Source organism: Aeromonas sp. R5-4 (assembly GCF_040908215.1).
In the GTDB taxonomy this organism is placed as follows: Bacteria; Pseudomonadota; Gammaproteobacteria; order Enterobacterales; family Aeromonadaceae; genus Aeromonas; species Aeromonas veronii.
In genome coordinates, this window is record NZ_JBFODG010000036.1 from 25,455 (window position 1) to 45,543 (window position 20,089).

General features: G+C 60.6%; 19 protein-coding genes and 1 riboswitch. Of the genes, 10 read left to right on the top strand and 9 right to left on the bottom strand.

Features of this window, described 5'->3' with window-relative positions:
- Positions 1-47 precede the first annotated feature (47 nt).
- Positions 48-1,319, bottom strand: coding sequence for an aromatic amino acid transport family protein (locus AB5Y83_RS20290; RefSeq protein ID WP_088870226.1), 1,272 nt, complete (start codon positions 1,317-1,319; stop codon positions 48-50).
- A gap of 243 nt (positions 1,320-1,562) precedes the next feature.
- On the opposite strand from AB5Y83_RS20290, the gene AB5Y83_RS20295 reads away from it, so the two are divergent.
- Positions 1,563-1,760, top strand: a complete 198-nt coding sequence (locus tag AB5Y83_RS20295) for a hypothetical protein (protein WP_236294710.1) — start codon at positions 1,563-1,565, stop codon at positions 1,758-1,760.
- Here AB5Y83_RS20295 and cysQ read toward each other — a convergent pair.
- Both cysQ and nudE read right to left on the bottom strand, forming a co-directional pair.
- Entirely contained in the window at positions 1,757-2,569 is an 813-nt protein-coding gene (cysQ, locus tag AB5Y83_RS20300; protein ID WP_042053272.1) for a 3'(2'),5'-bisphosphate nucleotidase CysQ, read from the bottom strand. The two genes, AB5Y83_RS20295 and cysQ, sit on opposite strands and share 4 nt — an antisense overlap.
- 37 nt (positions 2,570-2,606) lie before the next feature.
- Positions 2,607-3,215 (bottom strand): ADP compounds hydrolase NudE, encoded by a 609-nt coding sequence (gene nudE / locus AB5Y83_RS20305; RefSeq protein WP_335863709.1) that lies wholly within the window; start codon positions 3,213-3,215, stop codon positions 2,607-2,609.
- Positions 3,216-3,359: 144 nt separating this feature from the next.
- Between nudE and yrfG the strand changes: the two genes are divergently transcribed.
- The gene (gene yrfG / locus AB5Y83_RS20310; protein ID WP_368175857.1) at positions 3,360-4,040 is read left to right on the top strand and encodes a GMP/IMP nucleotidase; all 681 of its coding nucleotides are present in this window, start codon (positions 3,360-3,362) and stop codon (positions 4,038-4,040) included.
- A gap of 85 nt (positions 4,041-4,125) precedes the next feature.
- Here yrfG and AB5Y83_RS20315 read toward each other — a convergent pair whose 3' ends face one another.
- The 4 genes from AB5Y83_RS20315 to AB5Y83_RS20330 form a co-directional block, all read right to left on the bottom strand.
- Positions 4,126-4,338 carry a hypothetical protein gene (locus AB5Y83_RS20315; RefSeq protein WP_005348798.1) on the bottom strand — a complete coding sequence of 71 codons (213 nt, stop codon included), beginning with the start codon at positions 4,336-4,338 and terminating at the stop codon, positions 4,126-4,128.
- 114 nt (positions 4,339-4,452) lie between these two features.
- Positions 4,453-4,791 carry a DUF1294 domain-containing protein gene (locus AB5Y83_RS20320; protein ID WP_128834893.1) on the bottom strand — a complete coding sequence of 113 codons (339 nt, stop codon included), beginning with the start codon at positions 4,789-4,791 and terminating at the stop codon, positions 4,453-4,455.
- Positions 4,788-5,378, bottom strand: coding sequence for a sugar O-acetyltransferase (locus AB5Y83_RS20325; protein WP_335863706.1), 591 nt, complete (start codon positions 5,376-5,378; stop codon positions 4,788-4,790). The genes AB5Y83_RS20320 and AB5Y83_RS20325 overlap by 4 nt, the downstream gene beginning before the upstream one ends.
- A gap of 86 nt (positions 5,379-5,464) precedes the next feature.
- On the bottom strand, positions 5,465-6,727 hold the full coding sequence (locus AB5Y83_RS20330; RefSeq protein ID WP_335863705.1) for a DUF4010 domain-containing protein: 1,263 nt from the start codon (positions 6,725-6,727) through the stop codon (positions 5,465-5,467).
- Between the two features lie 217 nt (positions 6,728-6,944).
- Here AB5Y83_RS20330 and AB5Y83_RS20335 point away from each other — a divergent pair, with 217 nt between their 5' ends.
- From AB5Y83_RS20335 to cbl, 6 genes are all read left to right on the top strand, one after another.
- Positions 6,945-7,946 (top strand): sulfate ABC transporter substrate-binding protein, encoded by a 1,002-nt coding sequence (locus AB5Y83_RS20335; RefSeq protein WP_335863704.1) that lies wholly within the window; start codon positions 6,945-6,947, stop codon positions 7,944-7,946.
- Between the two features lie 56 nt (positions 7,947-8,002).
- The gene (locus AB5Y83_RS20340; protein WP_058056497.1) at positions 8,003-8,578 is read left to right on the top strand and encodes an alpha/beta hydrolase; all 576 of its coding nucleotides are present in this window, start codon (positions 8,003-8,005) and stop codon (positions 8,576-8,578) included.
- Positions 8,579-8,849: 271 nt separating this feature from the next.
- Entirely contained in the window at positions 8,850-9,689 is an 840-nt protein-coding gene (cysT, locus tag AB5Y83_RS20345) for a sulfate ABC transporter permease subunit CysT (RefSeq protein WP_368175858.1), read from the top strand.
- Entirely contained in the window at positions 9,686-10,576 is an 891-nt protein-coding gene (gene cysW / locus AB5Y83_RS20350; RefSeq protein WP_041209036.1) for a sulfate ABC transporter permease subunit CysW, read from the top strand. The genes cysT and cysW overlap by 4 nt, the downstream gene beginning before the upstream one ends.
- 22 nt (positions 10,577-10,598) lie before the next feature.
- Positions 10,599-11,666: a sulfate/molybdate ABC transporter ATP-binding protein gene (locus tag AB5Y83_RS20355; protein ID WP_123173833.1), complete on the top strand. Its 1,068-nt coding sequence runs from the start codon at positions 10,599-10,601 to the stop codon at positions 11,664-11,666.
- Between the two features lie 123 nt (positions 11,667-11,789).
- Complete coding sequence (gene cbl, locus AB5Y83_RS20360) at positions 11,790-12,737, top strand: HTH-type transcriptional regulator Cbl (protein WP_040067353.1); 948 nt, start codon at positions 11,790-11,792, stop codon at positions 12,735-12,737.
- 58 nt (positions 12,738-12,795) lie between these two features.
- Here the strand turns inward: cbl and gbpA are convergent, their stop codons facing one another.
- Positions 12,796-14,217, bottom strand: coding sequence for an N-acetylglucosamine-binding protein GbpA (gene gbpA / locus AB5Y83_RS20365; RefSeq protein ID WP_368175859.1), 1,422 nt, complete (start codon positions 14,215-14,217; stop codon positions 12,796-12,798).
- A gap of 65 nt (positions 14,218-14,282) precedes the next feature.
- Positions 14,283-14,368, bottom strand: a riboswitch (cyclic di-GMP riboswitch).
- A 265-nt stretch (positions 14,369-14,633) separates the two neighbouring features.
- Complete coding sequence (locus AB5Y83_RS20370; RefSeq protein ID WP_268011582.1) at positions 14,634-16,316, bottom strand: methyl-accepting chemotaxis protein; 1,683 nt, start codon at positions 16,314-16,316, stop codon at positions 14,634-14,636.
- A gap of 276 nt (positions 16,317-16,592) precedes the next feature.
- On the opposite strand from AB5Y83_RS20370, the gene AB5Y83_RS20375 reads away from it, so the two are divergent.
- Both AB5Y83_RS20375 and wecB read left to right on the top strand, forming a co-directional pair.
- The gene (locus tag AB5Y83_RS20375; RefSeq protein WP_368175860.1) at positions 16,593-18,425 is read left to right on the top strand and encodes a M3 family metallopeptidase; all 1,833 of its coding nucleotides are present in this window, start codon (positions 16,593-16,595) and stop codon (positions 18,423-18,425) included.
- Positions 18,426-18,987: 562 nt separating this feature from the next.
- Positions 18,988-20,085, top strand: coding sequence for a non-hydrolyzing UDP-N-acetylglucosamine 2-epimerase (gene wecB, locus AB5Y83_RS20380; RefSeq protein ID WP_368175861.1), 1,098 nt, complete (start codon positions 18,988-18,990; stop codon positions 20,083-20,085).
- Positions 20,086-20,089: the final 4 nt, after the last annotated feature.

A 20,089-nucleotide genomic window follows, 5' to 3' on the forward strand; every position in this document is an offset into this window, starting at 1 on the left:
GAGAGGCGACCCCGGGGTCGCCTCTCTTTGTTATCTGCTGCGAGTCGTTACTTCAACAGGCTGAAGATCAGCGCCGATACCGCCAGCGAACCGGTCAGCAGGATAAAGCCGTTGGTCCAGCCGTGACGGAAGCGGGCCAGCGCCTCCACCTTGTAGATGGCAATCACCGGCATGATAAACAGGATCATGGCGATGACCGGGCCGGAGAGGGTCTCCATCAGCCCCAGAATGCCCGGGTTGATGACGGCAGCGCCCCAGATGGCGAAGAACATCAGGGCGATGCCCAGCTTGTCCGCCTTGGCCAGCGGCAGGCCGGTGGGCTTGGCGATCAGGCTTTTCAGGCTTTCGCGGGCACCTAGGAAGTGACCGAGGAAGGAGGAGCTGATGGCGATAAAGGCGATGAGCGGCCCCAGAGTCACAATCACCGGGTTGTCGGTGATGTTGGCGAGATAGGAGAGCACCGAGACGTTCTGGGCCTTGGCTTCAGCCAGCTGGGCTGGCGAGAGGCTCAGCACGCAGGAGAAGACGAAGAACAGCACGAAGCCCACCAGCATTACTGTGGTGTTGCGCAGGATCAGACCGCTCTTGGCTTCCGCCTGCTCGCCATATTCACGGCGCTGCACGTTGGCAAAACCGGAGATGGCGGCGGCGTGGCTGAAGGCGAACACGGTGACCGGCAGCGCCAGCCAGACGGTGTTGAGGAAGCTGACCCCTTCAAACGCGGTCACTTCCGGCCATTGCCACTGAGGGATCAGGTAGCAGGAGAGCGCCGCCAGAATGGCCGCCAGCGGATAGACCATAAAGGCGAAGGCGCGCAGCATCGCTTTCTCACCCGCCAGCATCACGGCGATCATGGCAAATACCAGCACGCCGGAGAGCATCACCCGATCCGGGGTTGCCATGCCGAGCTGGTTGACCATAAAGCTCTCTACCGTGTTGGTCAGCCCGACCCCGTAGATGAGCAGGATCGGGAAGATGGAGAGGAAGTAGAGCGCCGAGATGAGCCGACCGGCCATCTTGCCGAAATGCTCCTCCGCCACTTCGGTGAAGTCGGCGTGGGGACGTGAAGAGGAGAGCACGAAGCGCGCCAGCCCGCGGTGGGCGAGGAAGGTCATGGGGCCTGCCAGTACCGCGACGATGACGAGAGGCCAGATCCCGCCCAGACCCAGATTGATGGGCAGGAACAGGATACCGGCGCCAACGGCGGTGCCAAACAGACTGATGACCCAGTGGGTGTCGTGACGGCGCCAGCGGGTGGTGCTGGACGTGGTGGAGCAGGAACCGGATAGCTCCTTGGTAGCCTCTACAGATAAACTCATTACTAATTCACTTTTTGTTAGTGTTTTAATCTGAGTTCATTGTGGTTTATCGGGATTTAATTCTCAAAAAGCGAGACTGAAACATATCACTGCCATTGCGGGGTTTAGCCAGCGAGATTGGGAATGGAATCTGGTTCACAGAATGGAACAAAACTGACATTGGTGATTTTTGTGAAATATAAAACCAAAATTTGATCTACTATCATTTTTTTATTTTGGCTAATCAGGTGTTTTCAGGATTACGTGAAAAATCGCACCATTTCTCGCCGACCGATTGTGATGTTTCACTATCATTTTGCCGCTTTGCCAGCGTATCACGCTGTTCAAGAGCGCCTTGACCAGCGGATCACACCGGCCATCACCCGGGGCAACTTCCCTGAAAAAGCAGGCGGCCATCGGGCCGCCTGCTTGTCTGGTGTGATGACATCGCTATCCGCCTAGTGGGCCAGAATGCTACCCCAGGCGAGATCCGGATCCCCCATCACGATAAAGTCCGGGTTCTCCAGCGACTCGGTTTCGTTGTAGCTGAGTGGCTGCAACGCCAGGCTGAGGATACGGCCACCGGCCGCCTCGACGATGCACTGGGCGGCGGCGGTGTCCCACTCGCCGGTGGGGCCGAGCCGCACGTAGCAATCGGCCGCCCCTTCCGCCACCAGACAGGATTTGAGGGAGCTGGAACCAAGCGGGATCAGCTCGTAGTTGATGGCCGGGTTGAGGCGGCGGGTGAGGTTCTCCAGCTTCTGGCGGCGGCTGATGGCAACTACCAGCGAGTCGGGCTGGTCATGCTCGTGGTGCATGGCGCTGATGGGCAGTACCTCGCCATTCACCTCCTTGAAGGCGCCGTAGCCGCGCACCGCCCAGTAGAGCACGTTGGACTCGGGAGCATAGATGACCCCGAGCACCGGCACATTGTCCCGCACCAAGGCGATCAGGGTGGCGAAGTCGCCGCTGCCCGCGATAAATTCGCCGGTGCCGTCGAGGGGATCCACCAGCCAGTACTGCCGCCAGTTGGATCGCTGGCTGAAGGGGATGTCGGCCGCCTCTTCAGTCAGCACGGGAACGTGGGGAGTGAGCGCCGAGAGCGCCTGCTTGAGGTAGGCATCGGCAGCAAGATCGGCACTGGTGACCGGGGTCGCATCCTCCTTCAGCTGACGCTCGAACTGACCGCCGTGATAGATGTCGTGAAGGATCCTTCCGGCTTCGCGGGCAATCTCCTTGACCCCCGGCACCCAGGCCAACAACTCCTGCATCTCGTTATCCTCTGTCTGTTAACTGCCCGTCTGCGGGCTATTCTGCCTGCTCCGCCAGCCACTTTTGGGCCAAGAGCAGGGCACTGATGCTGCGCGACTCGGTGAAGTCGGGTCGCGCCAGCAATTCGTCGATCCGGTTGAGGGGCCAGGGGATCACCTCCAGCGGTTCCGGTTCGTCGCCGATCCGCTGCTCGGGGAAGAGATCCCGGGCCAGCAAAATATCCATCCGGCTGGAGAAGTAGCCGGGCGCCAGCGACACCTGCTTCAGCAAGGTCAGGCTGTTGGCGCCAAAGCCCGCCTCCTCCATCAGCTCCCGGTTGCCCGCCTCGAAGGCATCTTCGCCCGGGTCGATCAGCCCTTTAGGGAAGCCCAGCTCGTAGGAGTGGGTGCCGGCGGCATATTCGCGCACCAGCAGCAGGGTGTGGGCATCGAACAGCGGCACCACCATGACGGCGCCACGATTGCCGCCGCGCATCCGCTCGTAGACCCGCTCCTCACCGTTGGAGAATTTGAGGTGGAGGGACTCCACTCTGAACAGCCGGCTCTCGGCGACGATCTCGGCCTTGAGGATCTCCGGCTTGCTCTTGGGGTGATCCAGTTGGTCGGCTGAGATGTGCTCGGGTTTGCTCTTGTTGGGGTCGCTCATCGGACGCTGGCTGCTCGTTAAAAAATCGTGCTTCAAGAGTAAACGACTCTCACACCGAACACCACGGGCCAGGGATGGCAAAGGGGGAGGAAAAATCCGTTATACTGCCGCCCCGTTTTCCGAGATCCGCGATCAAGAGGCCCGATGCCACACTCCCGTTCCACCACCTTGCCATGGCACCAGATAGATACCGTCTTGCTCGATATGGATGGCACCCTGATCGATCTGCATTTTGACAACCACCTCTGGCAGCAGCTGGTGCCGGAGCGTTACGCCGAGCGACTCGGGCTGCCGCTGGATGAAGCCAAAGCGCAGATCGACGTCCACTATCACGCCGTCAACGGCACCCTCAACTGGTACTGCGTGGATTACTGGAGCGAGACCCTGGGGCTCGATATTCGTGCCCTCAAGCAGGAGCTGCTGGCGAAGATCCAGTGGCGACCCCACGCCATCCCCTTTCTGGCCGCGCTACGCGCCGCGGGCAAGCAGCTGGTGCTTTTCACCAATGCCCACCCCGCCAGCCTGTCGGTGAAGGATGCGCAGCTCGGTCTTGCCGAGCATCTGGATCTGATGGTGAGTACCCACGAACTGGGTTGGTCGAAGGAGAGCCAGCACTGCTGGCAGGCGCTGGCACAGCAGCTGGCGTTCGATCCGGCCCGCACCCTGTTTGTGGATGACAGCGAGCGGATCCTGCGGGCTGCCGCCGACTATGGCATCGGCTACCAGCTGGCGATCCAGAATCCGGATAGCTGCAAGCCGGAGCAGAGCATCACCGCTTTTCCGGCGATCCGCGACTATGCCGAGTTGCTGCCGCTGGCGATCTGAATCTGCTGAAACGACAGAGGGCTGCATCATGCAGCCCTCTTTCTTTGATTTGAATTTTGGTTATCTGACGCCTGATGGCGAAAAATCACAGCTCCCGAAACGGGCGCCGCTTCTCCTCTTCGATGACGATCGCCTCCAGATTGGCGACCCGCTCCTGCAGCTCCCGAATAACCAGATCCTGCTTGCCGAGGCGGTCGGTAATGCGGGCATCCCCCATCTGATAGCGAGCCCGCTTGCCGAGGTATCCGAACAATACGCTGATAAATACGATCAGGACTATGCCTGTCCACATGGTCATGTCACGACTCCTTGTCGTCTATAAACGGCGAAAACGCTGATGGGATCCGTTCTGTTTTCTCATAGCCGCCAATTGGTCGCAATGGGGCCCGTTTCGCCTTTGTGATGCAGTTGGCTATTGCTGCCAGAGTGGCCGGCCAAGCCAGAGTCCCCACAGGGTCAGGTGCAGCAGCACGATAAACCAGAAGACCAGCCGGTAGCTGCGCTTCTGGGTCTTGTGACGCAGCCACTGGCGGGCCACCAGAGCGCCCGGCCAGCCACCGCACAGCTCCAGCAGGTGAAGGCGGGATTCGGGAATGCGCCACTCACCGCGCACTGCCTGCCGCTTGTCCCAGGCGTAGGCGGCCACCGTGAGCAGGCTCATGGTCAGCAGTGCAGCCAGCGGCCACCATTGCTGCTCGCCGAGGCCTAGCCAGAGGGCGGCGCCCAGTGGCAGCAGCGCCAGCGCCATCACTGGGCCAGCTCCCAGCAGCGCTCCTCATCCTGCTTGAGAGTGCGGATCACCTTGGCCGGATTTCCCACCGCCACCGAGTCGGCCGGGATGTCGCGGGTCACCACGGCGCCTGCGCCAATGATGGAGCGCGGCCCTATAGTGACGCCGGGGCAGATGATGGCGCCGCCGCCAATCCAGCAGTCATCGCCGATCCGTACCGGCTTGTTGTAGGCGGTCCAGTTGCGTCGCTCCAGATAGTTCATGGTGTGGGTTGCGGTGTAGATCTGCACGTTGGGGGCCAGCAGCACATGGCTGCCGATGTGCACTTCGCCCACGTCGAGAATGGTGATGTTGAAGTTGAAGAAGGTCTTCTCGCCGATGTGGATATTGCGGCCAAACTCGCAGGTGAACGGCGTGCTGATCCAGCAGGAGTCGGGGCAGTGACCAAAGAGTTCGCGGCAGATCTGCTGGCGCAGAGGGGTATCACCCGCCGATGAACCATTGAGCCGGGCCAGCAGCGCCTGACCGCGGATCCGGTCGTTCGCTATCTCCTCGCTCTGGCTGTCCAGCGCCCCACCTGCCAGTACCTTGTCCCAGTCGCTCGCCATTGCTACCTCCTCATGCTGCAAGAGGGGGCAGTATACGTGACAAGCGGGAGGGGCGTCAGTCTGTCACTTCTGGCAGGTGATCCCCGTCATCCTGCCGGCCAGACGAGGGGGAGGATCAGCAGGGCCGAGACGAAGTAGGGGAGCAGCACCCGCAGCCCCAGACTGCGACCGCCTATGCCGAGGGCCAGCAACCCCTTCACCAGCGAGTTGACCAGTCCGGCCAGCAGGATGCCGCGGGCCGCCACCTCCAGCGCCAACTCCTTGTGGGAGAGCTGGGAGAGCGACAAGGTGATGGCGTCCACATCGGTGATCCCCGAGACCAGCGACAGCAGATAGACCCCCGAGTTGCCCACCTTGCTCTGCAACAGGGTGGCCATAAAACCGATCAACGCCAGCAGCAGGCCGAACTTGATGGCAGTGGCCAGATCGAGCGGGTTGCTGGTTTCCGGCTGTACCGGGCCGTCAGTCAGCTCCTCGCGCTGGCGCCAGAACCAGAAGGCAAAGCCGTACACCGTGGTCGCCAGCAACACGAGCGGGGCGGCGAGGCGCATCGCCAGCTCGCTGTGAATGAGCAGCACCAGTACCAGCAGCCGCAGCCACATGGTGGCCCCTGCCAGCAGGATACCGGTGGCCAGCAGCCGCTCCAGCCCCCCTTGTTCCTTGTTGAGGCGGGCGAACTGCAGGGTAAGGGCAGTGGAGGAGGCCAGCCCCGCCAGTATGCTGGTGAGCACCAGCCCGGCGCGGGTGCCGAGCAGCCGCACCGCGAAGTGACCCGAGAAGGAGATGCCGGCGATCACCACCACCATCAGCCAGATCTTGAAGGGGTTGAAGGCATCAAGCGGCCCCATCTCTTCGTTGGGCAGCACCGGCAGCAGCACCAGCGAGATGAGCAGAAAGCGCAGGGTGGCGTGGAATTCGGTTTCGCTCAGAAACAGCATCCCCTGCTGGATCTTGCCCTTGAGTCCCATCAGCAGGGCGGCCAGCACGGCACAGGCCACCGCCTCGCTCGGGCTCAGCAGTACCGACATCAGCCCCAGTAGATAGGTGAGCAGCATGGCTACCGAGCTGGTGAGACCGAACTCCCCTTGCCAGCGTTGGGCCAGCCAGACCGAGAGGCCGCAGCCGATCACCACCGCCAGCAGGCCGAGCAGTGGCAGCCAGGGGCCCAGAGTCGGCAGCAGCAAACCGCAGACCCCGCCAAGCAGGCCGATAAGGCCGTAGGTCCGCATCCCGGCGATGCGCTGGTTATCCCCCAGCTGGCGCACCTGCCAGCCCCGCTCCAGTCCGATAATCAGGCCGATGGCCAGCGAGACCAGGGCTCCGTTGACCGGTTCTGCATTGATCCACATAACGACTTCCTTTTCGTCATCTGCCTGCCTTGTTCCCATGATGGCACAGCGCTTGAGGTCACTGAGAGGCATGGCTCACAGAGTCTGCGTCTGGCTCCCGGTGCGGGTGGCTGAGTTGATATGAGCAAAAGAGATAAGCAAAGAGTTATTTCTTTCTTCTGGGCATAACAACTCCACGGCATGCTGTTCTCAACCCAACAAGATATGGAGTATCACCATGAAACTGCGAATGACCGCCCTGACCCTGCTCTCTCTGCTGGCATTTGGCCAGGCCAATGCCGCCGAGATCCGCCTGCTCAACGTCTCTTACGATCCGACCCGCGAGCTGTTTCAGGAGTACAACGCCGCCTTTGCAAAGGAGTGGAAGGCCAAAACCGGCGACGACGTGGTGGTGAGCCAGTCTCACGGTGGCTCCGGCAAGCAGGCCCGCGCCGTGGTGGATGGACTGGAGGCCGACGTGGTATCGCTGGCGCTGGCCTACGATGTCAACGCAATCGCCAAGGAGGGGCTGACCGCTGCCGACTGGCAGAGTCGCCTCGGCAACAACGCCTCGCCCTATACCTCCACCATTGTCTTCCTGGTGCGCAAGGGCAATCCCAAGCAGATCAAGGATTGGGATGATCTGGTGCGCAAGGATGTCGCCATCGTGACCCCCAACCCCAAGACCTCCGGTGGTGCCCGCTGGAACTATCTGGCCGTCTGGGGTTATGCCCTGAAGAAGAGCGGCAGTGAAGAGGGGGCCAAGCAGTTTGTCGGCGATCTCTTCAAGAACGTGAAGGTGCTGGACTCAGGCGCCCGCGGTGCCACCACCAGCTTTACCGAGCGCGGTCTTGGTGACGTGCTGCTGGCGTGGGAGAACGAAGCCCTGCTGGTGCTTGGTCAGGCGGGGGCCAGCGACAAGTTCGAGCTGGTGGTGCCTTCGGTCTCCATTCTGGCGGAGCCGCCGGTCGCGGTGGTGGACAAGGTGGCCAAGAAGCACGGTACCGAAGCGGTGGCCAAGGCCTATCTCGATTATCTCTACTCTGACGAGGGGCAGCATATCGTCGCCAAACATCACTATCGCCCCAGCAACCCGGCGATCCTGAAGGAGACCGCGGCCCAGTTCCCGCAGCTTGCCTTCTTTACCGTCAAGGATCTGGAAGGGGATTGGGAGAAAGCCCAGAAGAAACACTTCGCCCAGGGCGGTCTGTTTGACCAGATCTACCAGCCGGGTCGTTGATAGCTTCGTTATCCATCACTGAACTGGCCCCTGTGCCAGCCGATAGGAGCACCAAGATGAACAAGATCCTCCTGGTTCCCGGTCTGCACAACAGTGGGCCGGATCACTGGCAGAGCCGCTGGCACGATCATTTTCCCCAATGGCAGCGGATGACCGGGCTACCTTGGGACAAGCCGGACCTCAGGGTCTGGAGTGCCAAGCTGGCGAGCAAGCTGAAACGTCGCCGCAGCCGGGTCCATCTGGTGGCTCACTCTTTTGGCGCGCTGACTGCCATTGCGGCGGCCCGCTTGCAGCCGGAGAAGGTGGCCTCGATCTTTCTGGTGGCGCCCGCCGATCCCGCCCGTTTTGGCATTGCGGATGAGGCCTTGGCCGGGCCGCTGCAGGTGTCGGCCCAGCTGGTGGCCAGCCGCAATGATCCCTGGATGAGCTTTGAACGGGCCGAATACTGGAGCCGTCAGTGGCAGGTGCCGCTGTTCGATGCCGGTGAGGCGGGCCATATCAATGCCCAGTCAGGTCATGGGGACTGGCATCAGGGGCTGCATTTGCTGGGGGCACTCTACCGCCGTGGTGAGCTGGTAGTGGCACCGGTCAAGATCGCATCGCCCCAGCCGGTCGTATTGGGCTTTCGCTAGGTATCTGTGAAGTGGTTGGAGGGTTGGCGAGCGCGCTGTTCGCTGGCTACTCCATGCCCCCGTTCTTTGAATGCTCCGCTCCGTATTGCTCCATTTCTTAGGTCTTTTATTTATATAAAAGACCTTTTTTTATTTGGAGTGCGCCAAGAGCCTTGTGACTCTGCGGTTAGACAAAAAAGTGATTAGCAAAGTCGCAATTGATGTTTGTTGCCGATGAGGGGAGTGCGCAGAATCACCATATCGAAAATTCTTCATAACAGATGGATGTGTTATGCGATTTGGTTCTTATTCTGTCCTGCCCGGTTTTGGCCCCACCCTGGGGTTCAGCCTGCTCTATCTGGGCCTGCTGGTGCTGTTGCCGCTCTCGGCCCTGGTGCTGTTTGCGGTCAACAACCTGACCGCCGCCGAGTTCTGGCAGGTGATCGGTTCACCCCGGGTGCTCGCCTCCTTTCGCCTGAGCTTCGGTGCGGCCTTTGTCGCGGCGCTGCTCAACAGCCTGTTTGGCCTGATCCTGGCCTGGATCCTGGTGCGCTACACCTTCCCCGGTCGTCGTCTGGTGGATGCGCTGATCGACCTGCCGTTTGCCATGCCGACCGCCGTGTCCGGCATCGCCCTGTGCGCCATCTTCGCCCCCAACGGCTGGATCGGCCAGTTGCTGGCGCCGCTCGGCATCCAGCTCGCCTATAACCCCATTGGGGTGGTGATTGCCCTCACCTTTATCGGATTGCCGTTTGTGGTGCGTACCCTGCAGCCGGTGCTGCGAGAGGCTGAGAGCGAGCAGGAGGAGGCCGCCGCCAGCCTCGGCGCCGATCGCTGGCAGACCTTTATCCACGTGCTCTGGCCGACCCTGATCCCGGCCCTGCTCACCGGCTTTGCGTTGGCGTTTGCCCGTGCAGTGGGGGAGTACGGCTCCGTCATCTTCATCGCCGGCAACCTGCCGATGGTCTCGGAAATCGCACCGCTGATGATCATGAGCCATCTGGAGGAGTACGACTATGCCGGCGCCTCTGCCATTGCCGTGGTGATGCTGCTGATCTCATTCATTTTGTTACTGCTAATCAACAAGTTGCAGGCCTGGAGCTGGTCTCGTATCGGAGGGAGCCGGATATGAACGCATCGACACTCGCCCTTGAAGTCGCCCCTGTGGAGGTTGCTCCCGTGCGCAAGGCTCCGACCGTGATCCGCGAGCCCCAGTGGGTCAAGTGGCTGCTCATCACGGTTGGTCTCGGCTGGTTTGCCGCCCTGCTGCTGCTACCGTTGGCCACCGTCTTTATTCAGGCGCTGAGCCCCGGGCTGGTCTTCTTCTGGCACGCCATCAGCGAGCCGGATGCCCTGAGCGCCCTCGGTCTCACCGCACTGGTGACGCTCTGCGCCGTTCCTCTCAACCTGCTGTTCGGGATCGCGGCGGCCTGGGCCATCGCCCGTTTCCGCTTCCCCGGTCGGCAGCTGCTCATCACCATCATCGATCTGCCTTTCTCGGTGTCGCCGGTGATCGCCGGTCTGATGCTGGTGTTGATGTTCGGCAGCCGCGGCTGGTTCGGTGACTGGCTGAGCGAACATGACATCAAGATCATCTTCGCCACCCCGGGGATCATCCTGGCCACCACCTTCATTACCGTGCCCTTCGTGGTGCGCGAGCTGCTGCCCCAGATGGAGGCGCGCGGCCCGGAAGAGGAGGAGGCGGCCATCATGCTGGGGGCGAGCGGTCTGCAGATGTTCTGGCGCGTCACCCTGCCCGGCATTCGCTGGAGCCTGATGTACGGCCTGCTGCTCTGTACCGCCCGCGCGGTTGGGGAGTTTGGCGCGGTGTCGGTGGTTTCCGGTCATATTCGCGGCCAGACCAATACCCTGCCGCTGCATATCGAGATCCTCTACAACGAGTACCAGACTGGCGCCGCCTTTGCAGTGGCAAGCCTCTTGGCTCTGTTCGGGATCTTCACCCTGCTGGGGGAAACCCTGTTGGCCCGGCTGCGTGCCCAGCCCACCAAATCTCACTGATCACCGTTTTAAAGAGGCAGCCATGAGCATTCAGGTTCAACAACTCAACAAGCATTTCAATCAGTACGCGGCGCTGGCGGACATCAACCTCGACTTTCACGACGGTGAGCTGGTGGCGCTGCTCGGCCCCTCCGGTTGCGGCAAGACCACCCTGCTGCGGATCATCGCCGGGCTGGAGCAGGCCGACAGTGGCAGCGTCATCATCCGCGGTGAGGACGCTTCCGACCTACATGTACGCGAGCGCAACGTCGGCTTCGTGTTCCAGCACTACGCCCTGTTTCGCCACATGACGGTATTCGAGAACGTGGCGTTTGGCCTTAGGGTCAAACCGCGCAGCGAGCGCCCGGCCGAGGCGGCCATTCGTGCCCGGGTCAAGGAGCTGCTGGATCTGGTGCAACTCAGCCATGTGGCCGAACGCTATCCGACCCAGCTCTCCGGCGGTCAACGTCAGCGGGTCGCGCTGGCCCGCGCGCTGGCGGTACAGCCCAAGGTACTGCTCTTGGATGAACCCTTCGGCGCCCTCGATGCCCAAGTGCGCAAGGAGCTGCGCCGCTGGCTGCGCGAGCTGCACGACGAGCTGCATGTCACCAGCCTGTTTGTGACTCACGATCAGGAAGAAGCGCTGGAGGTCGCGGATCGGGTAGTGCTGATGAACGCCGGACGGGTCGAGCAGATCGGCACCCCGGCCGAGGTCTACGACCAGCCCGCCAGCTCCTTCGTCCACAGCTTCCTCGGCAGTGTGAACCAGTTCCGCGGTCGGGTGGCGGAGCAGGGATTCGGTGTCGGCGAGCAACTGCTCGGCGGGCCGTCGGCTTCTCATCTGGCCCACGGCAGTGCCGCCATCGCCTATGTCCGCCCCCATGAACTGGAGATCTTGCCAGCCGATGCGCCGGGCGGGATCCGCGCCACCATTACCCGCCTGCTGCCCATGGGGCCACGCATTCGGGTGGAGCTGCGTGGCGATGGCGAAACCAAAGGGGCCCACTATGAGGCGGAGCTGAGCAAGGAGGCGGCCAAACTGTTTGCCCCGGGTCAGGGGGTGAAGCTGGTGGCCAGACAGGCGCAGTTCTATCCCGACTATCAGATTTGATGCTGTGTTGCGGGCGGTGTGGCCGCCCGGTTCAGGCTGTCAGCCGGGCATGATCCCGGCCAAATAACAAAAATGAGAGGGGCGAGTAGCTTGTGTCGCCCACTCTTCGCAGGAGGCGACAAGGTGAATTTTCAGCAGTTACGCATTATCCGGGAGGCTGCGCGGCGGGATTACAACCTGACCGAGGTGGCCAACGCCCTTTTTACCTCGCAATCCGGGGTGAGTCGCCATATCCGCGAGCTGGAAGAGGAGCTCGGTATCGAGCTCTTTATCCGCTACGGCAAGCGGCTGCTCGGAATGACCGAGCCTGGCAAGGAGTTGCTGGTGATTGCCGAGCGCATTCTCAATGACGCCAACAACATCCGCAAACTGGCCAGCACCTTTGCCAACCGCGACTCGGGACGTTTACTGGTGGCGACCACCCATACCCAGGCCCGCTATGCCCTGCCGCGGGTGGTGAAGGCGTTTCGCGAGCAGTTCCCGCTGGTGCAGCTGGAGCTGCGTCAGGGCAGCCCGGAGGAGATAGTGCGGCTGGTGCAGACCGGCGAGGTGGATATCGGCATCAGCAGCGAGCAGCTCGACAAGAGCGAAGGGGTAGTGGCATTTCCCTACTACCGCTGGCACCACAATATCGTGGTGCCCGAGCAACATCCGCTGGCTGGCGAGCGGGATCTGACGCTGGCGGCGCTGGCCAACTGGCCCATCGTCACCTATCAAGCCGGGTTGACCGGGCGGGTGCGAGTGGATGAAGCCTTTGCTGCGGCTGGCATCGAGCCGCAGATCCTGCTGACGGCGCAGGACTCCGATGTCATCAAGACCTATGTCGAGCTGGAGATGGGGGTCGGCATACTGGCCGATATGGCGTTCGACGCACAGCGCGATCAGGGGCTGGTACAGCTTGATGGCAGCCATCTGTTTGCCCCCCACACCGCCTGGATTGGCCTCAAGCAGGGGCAGTTCCAGCACAACTTTGCCTGGCAGTTTATCCAGCTTTGCAACCCCGAGCTGGCGCTGGCGGATATTCAGGCCCGCGCCATGGGCAGCGAGCCCGCCCTCGACTTCCAGATTTGAATCGGAAGAGACGACAGAAGGGGAGCCAATGGCTCCCCTTCTGCTATCCGGTGGCGAGTTACTTCACTTCATCCCACGCCATCTGCCAGTGGGAGCCGATGCCCGGCTCGTACTGGGTGGCGGTGGTGGTCCACTGCTGGCAGTAGCCGCTGTAGGGGAAGGGCTTGCACTGATAGACCTTGCCATTTTTCGGCTGCTGCACCTTGGTACCGGCGGCATAGGATTTGAGCGAGTTCGGGAAGACGAAGTCATATTCGCCGCTGCTCTGATCCTTGAACATCAGATCCATGGTCTGCTGGATGGTCTCGCCGCCCGCTTTCGGGGTGGCCTTGATCACCAGCTGGTGGTGACCTGCCTTGAGTCCTTCCAGCGCCATGGTGAAGGTGTGGCTGCTGTCTTTGATATCTGCACTGCTTTCACCCTTGGCCACGCCGCCGTGGTCATAGAGGGTGTTGGAGACGGCCAGATCGCCCTGTGCGGTGACGGTGAAATCGAGGGTTGCCTTGCCGTTGTCCAGCACATAGTCGCTGGCCAGACCGCTGACGCTGATACTGTCCACCACCGGCGGTTGCTGCTGTTGCAGGTCAATCTCGACTCGATCCAGTTTGCTGTCTCGATGCAGATAGACGGGGTTCATACCGTAGACCGGATTGAACTGGCCATCGGCTCCTGGCTGACCGGCGCGGATCAGGCTCTGCTCGGCGTTGATCTTGCTGGCGAGGGCATGAGCCCAGCTGTTCTTCTGGCCCTGCTCGGCGGTGGTGATGGTCAGTACGGTCTGCAGCTCGGGGCGCTCGCCGTTGGCATCGAATACCCGGGTCATCGCCTTGTCACCCACTGCTAGGTCAATGGAGGGGTAGATGGTGCCTGCCTGGCTCCACTCCAGCGGTGGTTGGCTACCATCTTTGAACTTGGCATCGATGATGTTGTAGAAACTGTTGCTGGTGTCGCCCACTTCCCACACGCCGAGGATCACTTGATAACCGGTGCGCTCCGGCAGGACACAGTTGTGGGTCACCTGCTTGGGCGGCTGCACCATATTGCCGTCGATAACGCAGAAGGGGGTCAGGTCGAACGAGGCGCGGGTGAGCGGCTGGTTGGGGTTCCAGTCCTGCTTGGTGAGGTAGTAGCGCCAGTTGCGGGTGACGTGGTTGGCAGTGAAGGTCCAGCTGATGGCGAAGGGGCCGGGCTGTACTTCACGCTTGGTCCAGCGGTCGCTGGTCTGGATGTTCAGCTCGCTCCAGCGCGGGCTACCCGCCGAGGCGATTTGACCATCCTGTGGGCCGGTTTGCGGGAAGCCTGATGGGCCCTCCACGCTCTGGGGTTCCCACTGCACGCCGCCACACTGGCTGTTGCCGCCGGTTTTGCACAGGTAGTTGCGGCTCTCTGGCTGGCTGATGTAGCCGTGGGCCAGGGCGCTGCCGCTGGCCAGCAGGGCCAGCACCGCTGCGATGTGATTAAGTTGGATTTTTGCTGCCATACATTCCTCTGTTCGATAGATGTGGGCAGTCAGTTGGCCGGGGAGTTCCCCGATGCACACTTGCGTGTGGCGACCCCGCTATCCTGGACAAAACGTCTGTAGACCGGAGGCTTTGCGTCCCGACCTTTCGGTCAGTTTGCCAAATGACTAGATGGTTAGTGATGGGCCAAATGTTCGGCCGTCAGCATTGTGCACTGCATTGATTAATTATTTGAAGTTAAATGTTTAAATGCGCCATTCAATGGCGCGAAAATCATTCTAACTGGCTGTTTTTAAATTGTTCTCTTATCTGTGAATGGCGCCGATTAACGTTGAATATGCCGATAAGGTGCATGCTGATTGCGTGTTGGCGGCGTAAAAAAAACCTGCCAGCTTGTCTGGCAGGTCGGGTGACAAGGCGACACGGGTTGACGCCATCAATGACGGGCGCGCTGCTCTCCGGAGGGGGGAGATACGGGAGCCATCATTGGCGCTGCAGCTGACTCCTTGCCCAGTTTGAACACCGCAAGTCGCTCATCCAGACTGCGGGAGAGACCGGCCAGCAACTCGCTCTCCTGCGCCAGTTGCGAGGCGGACTGGGACATCTCCAGCGCCGAGTCGTTGATGCCGCTGACGTTGCGGTTCATATCCTCGGCCACCATGCTCTGCTGCTCGGCGGCGGTCGCGATCTGGGTCGCCATGTCGCTTACATGCTGGATGTGGTTGACGATCAGGGTGAGATCCTGCCCCGCCTGCTGGGACTGGTTGACGCTGCTCTCCGCCAGTTTGCGGCTGGTATCCATGGCGTTGGCGGCGGTGACGGCCCGTTGCTGCAGCTGGGCAATGGTACTCTGGATCTCTTCGGTGGATTGGCGAGTGCGGCTGGCCAGCTGGCGCACCTCGTCGGCCACCACGGCAAAGCCGCGGCCCTGCTCACCGGCACGGGCTGCCTCGATGGCGGCGTTGAGGGCCAGCAGGTTGGTTTGCTCCGAAATGGCGCTGATGACGGCGGTCACTTCGCTGATCTGCATTACCCCCTCCTTGAGCTGGTTGACCTGCTGGGTGGCTTGCTCCACCTCGGTGGCCAGCGCCTTGATGCCGTGCACGCTGGCGTGAACGTCGCGGTTGCCGAGCCCGGCTTCTCCGGTCGCTTCCTGGGTATCCCGCGCGGTATTTTCGGCGTGTCCGGCCACATCGGAGATGGTGGCGCTCATTTCGTTCATGGCGGTAGCGAGTTGGGCCAGCTGATCTCGCTGGCTGGTGACCGCCTGATTGGTCTGCTCGGCGGAGGCGGCGATGCGCAGGGCGGCATCCGCCACGTTGCGGGCTCCCTGGCTGGCTTCCAGCAGGGCGTGACGGATGGCATCGAGACTCTGGTTGGTGCAGCGGGCGACCACTCCCAGCTCATCCTTGCCCTGAACCGGGATGCTTACCACCAGATCCCCCTTGGCGACCCGTTGCATGGCGTGGTTGATCTGGCTGAGGGGGGAGACGATGGAGTGGGTGATGCGCCAGCCCAGCAGCCCCATCAGCAGGATCACGATGGCGGTGGCGGTCCCCATCTTCATGTACTGGGCCCAGATGGTCTGCTGAATATCTTGCAGCAGCATGCCGGAACCGAGGATCCAGCCCCAGGGCTGATAGCCGGAGACCATGGAGAGCTTGTCGGCGGTTTCGCCCGATGGGCCTGTCCAGACATATTGCAGGGTGCCCTGTTTGCCCCCTTTGGCGATATCCACCATCTGATACCAGAACTGACCAGCGGTGGCGGCCCCCCCTTCACCCATCTTCTGGCCGACCAGTTCGGGGCGAATGGGGTGAACCACCATGGTGCGGTTCTCGTCGATGACGAATAAATAGTTGTTGCCATCAAAGCGGGTGTTGGTCAGCAGCTTGCGTGCCTCCTGCTGGGCCTGCTCTGCTGGCAGGGTGCTGGCCAGAAACTGGATCTGGCTCATGGCCTGTTCCAGAACCGCATTGAGCCGCGCCTCTCGCTCGCTCATCAGATTGCGCTGGAGCGCGTTGGCCGAGATAAGCAGTAGCGAGACAAAACCGACAAACGCCAGTGCGAGCAGCAAAATCAATTTGCGGCTCACGGTAATATCACCGAGCTTGAACATGACTAAACCCTCATTTCCCTGTTGATTTTATGTGGCTCTGTACCGCGGCAGCCAGTTCGTAAGAGTTAACAACTCATTTACTTTCAGTCTCTTGCCGAGCTTTCTCAAATGAGCGTTTTAACATCAGTATAGTCAGCAGACAGCAACCCCCACTTTTTGGTAGCGTGTTGATGCGCATCCCAGCGCAATTTTTGCCAAAGAGTGTGAATGGTTTGGCATTTCTTCAAAAAAAGGAGTGGGCCCCGCTGCGGGTGACCCCATAACAAGAGGGAATTTATGAGTTCCATTGCCAGGAATTACTTCAACCAGCTCAACGCCGACTACCTGCAGGTGCACAGGCGTAAGGAGGATCTCTTCTGGTCCACCTATATGGGCACCAGCGATGATCAGGCCGGTTTCACCACGGCCGAGCAGGCCTACAAGGCCTTTTGTGCCAATCCGGCCCGTCTGCCCGAATTGCGGGAGATGTTGGCGCAGGCCGACGAGGATGATCTCAAGCGCGGTCTGCAAGGCTGGATCGCCTTCTTCGAGTGCAATGTGATTGAAGATCCCGCCGCATCCGCCCTGATGGATGAGCTGGTAGCCGCCGAGGCGGCGCTGTTCGCCCGCCGCAAGGGGCTGAAACTGACCCTGCTGGATGAGCAGGGCCAGCAGGTCGCTGGCAGCCTGCCTGCCGCCAGTACCTCGCTCGCCGCCAGTCCGAACGAGGCGGTGCGCCAGAGCGCGCTCGCCATGTTCCACACCCTGGAGCAGTGGGTGGTCGGCAACGGTTTTCTCGAGGTGGTGGCGATCCGCAACCGCTTTGCCCGCGCCATGGGCTATCGCGACTACTTCGACTACAAGGTGCGCAAGAACGAGCAGATGAGCCCGGAGCAGCTGTTCGCCATCCTCGACGACTTTATTGCCCGCACCGACGCTCGGTTGCAGCAGAGCCTGGCCGAGCTGAAGGCCGCCAAGGGCGAGGCGGCCCTGCTGCCTCACAACCTGCGTTACAGCGTGAGCGGCGACGTGACCCGTCAGCTCGATCCTTACGTGCCCTTCTCGCGGGCGCTGCGAGATTGGGTCGAGAGCTTCCGTCGTCTCGGCATCCAGTATCGCGGGGCGACCCTGACGCTGGACTTGCTGACACGGGAGGGGAAATACGAGAACGGCTTCTGCCACGGCCCGGTTCCGAGCTTCTTCCAGCAAGGGGATTGGGTGCCTGCGGTGGTCAATTTCACCAGCCTGGCCGATCCGGCGCAGGTGGGCAGCGGCTGGAGTGGCCTCAATACCCTGTTCCACGAGGGGGGGCACGCCGCGCATTTTGCCAATGTCACCGGCAACGCCCCCTGCTTCTCCCAGGAGTTCCCGCCAACTTCCATGGCTTATGCCGAGACCCAGTCGATGTTCTGCGACAGCCTGCTGGACGATGCCGACTGGCTCAAACGTTACGCTAGAAATGCGGCAGGAGAGGCTGTTCCCGACGCCCTCATCAAGGAGATGATTGAAGCGCGTCAGCCGTTTCGCGCTTTTAACGAGCGCCAGATCGCGTTGGTGGCCTACTTCGAGCGGGATCTCTACGCTATGGGTGAGGCCGAGCGCACCCCCGAGGCTGTGTTGGCGCTGGCCCGCCAGTGGGAGCGCAAGATCCTCGGGGTCGAGAGCCCACGCCCGTTGCTGGCCATTCCGCACCTCCTTAATCAGGAGTCGGCCTGCGCCTATCACGGCTACCTGCTGGCGCTGATGGCGGTGGAGCAGACCCGCGCCTATTTCCTCAAGCGTGATGGCTACCTCACCGACAATCCGCGTATCGGGCCGGATCTGGCCGCCCACTACTGGGGGCCTGGCAACGGCATGAGTCACGATGAGACCCTGCGCAGCCTGACCGGCGAGGGATTCAGCGCGGTGCCGCTGGCCGAGGCATGCAACCTGAGCGCCGCCGAAGCCTGGCAACAGGCGCAAGCCTGCATGGCCGCCGCGCAGCAGCGCCCCGCGGCGGGTGAGGGAAGCCCGCTCGATGCTCATATCCGGGTGGTACACGGCGCCGAGCTTATCGCCGACAACAGCGAGTCGGAAACCCGCATGCTGGCCGACTTCGAAGCGTGGGTAGCCCAGCGCATCAAGCATTGACGCAGGATGCGGCTCCTTAGGTTGAGCCATTTATGTGGATATAGTCCTGCAACCCGTGCAGGGCTATATCATATCAGCGCAATGATTTTGCAGAAAAATCCGTGTAAACCCAATGTTTCAGTATTTTAATGTTGTTGATAGTGCAATGGATGAAGTAATAAGTTGTCACACTATAGAGTTGACTAATTATTATCCTTTGGACAGAATTGGAGACCTTGCCACCCCCGATGTGAACCGGGTCCGGAAAGTTACAGATCTCTTTAGAGATGGCTGGGCTGCCTTTTCGTGAGGTTTAGATGACTCACCACAAGATACAGGTAGCTCCCGGTCTGGTTCATGCAAGATATCTGCACAATTTGGCCCGCTCCTGAACCCTCGTGGTGCTGATAGGCGACTGCTGTTTTTGTACACGGACTGTATTTTTAGTCTGTCGTCAGTGGGGGTTTTCTCCTGCGTTCTCATCCTCTCCAGCATTTTTAATTATTGAAGTCATTTGAACAGTCATACAGGGCAGCTAATAACTGATTTGTTCAACCGACTGTAGTGATCTCGGATTTTTTGAATGGAGTTGCTTGTGATGAAAAAGATCATGATGGTGTCGGGTACCCGCCCGGAAATAATCAAGCTTGCCCCTCTCTACCATGCTCTCAAGCAGAAGCCATGGGCCGATGTATGCTGGGTGCATACCGGTCAGCATGATAGCATGGCTGTTCAAGTGCTTGATTGTTTTGACATTACCCCCAATTATGCTCTGTTTCGTCATGGTTCCAGCTTGTTTGATTTCAGTCAGGGGTGTCGTGCTCAACTCGAGTCATTGATGGTGCAAGTCGAGTGGGACATGGTGATTGTCCAGGGGGATACAGAAAGCGCCTTTTTGGGGGCCTTGACCGCCTTCTATCATCAGGTTCCCATTACTCATGTTGAGGCCGGATTGCGTACTTATCGCCTCGATCGCCCTTTTCCTGAAGAGGGTCTTCGCCAGATGATTGGGCGTCTGGCCCAATTACATATGGCGCCGACGGATCGCGCGCGTGATAGCCTGTTGGCTGAACAGGTACCGACAGAGAGGGTACATGTGACTGGCAATACTGTCATTGATGCCCAGTTATGGGCCAGCAAACGTCACGGTATCAAACGTAAAGGAGATCAACCGGGACATTTGCTGGTGACGGTACACAGGCGCGAAAATTGGGGCAATGAAGTTGCGGGAATCTGCCGTGCCATCGCGCGGCTTGCTACCGCCAATCCCGGCATGCGAGTGCTTTTCCCGGTACACCTAAACCCCGTCATCAAGCAGGTTGTCTACCCACTGCTTGGTCATTTATCCAATGTCACGTTGACTGAGCCTCTGGATTATCTGGCGATGCAACAGGCTATCGCTGATGCATGGTTGGTTATGACGGATTCTGGAGGTTTGCAGGAAGAGGCGCCAACCTATGGGGTGCCACTGCTGGTATTGCGTGAAGAAACGGAACGCCCCGAGGCTGTCGATTCCGGTTACGCACAACTGATGGGAACGGATGAGGAACTCATCGTCCAGCGAGTCAGTGAGCTATGGCAAGCCGGGGACTTTGAGCCACGAGAGATGGCCAATCCGTTTGGGGATGGCCAGGCCTGTTCCCGCATCGTGGCTATCATGGCAGACACTCTGCTGAGGTAATCGG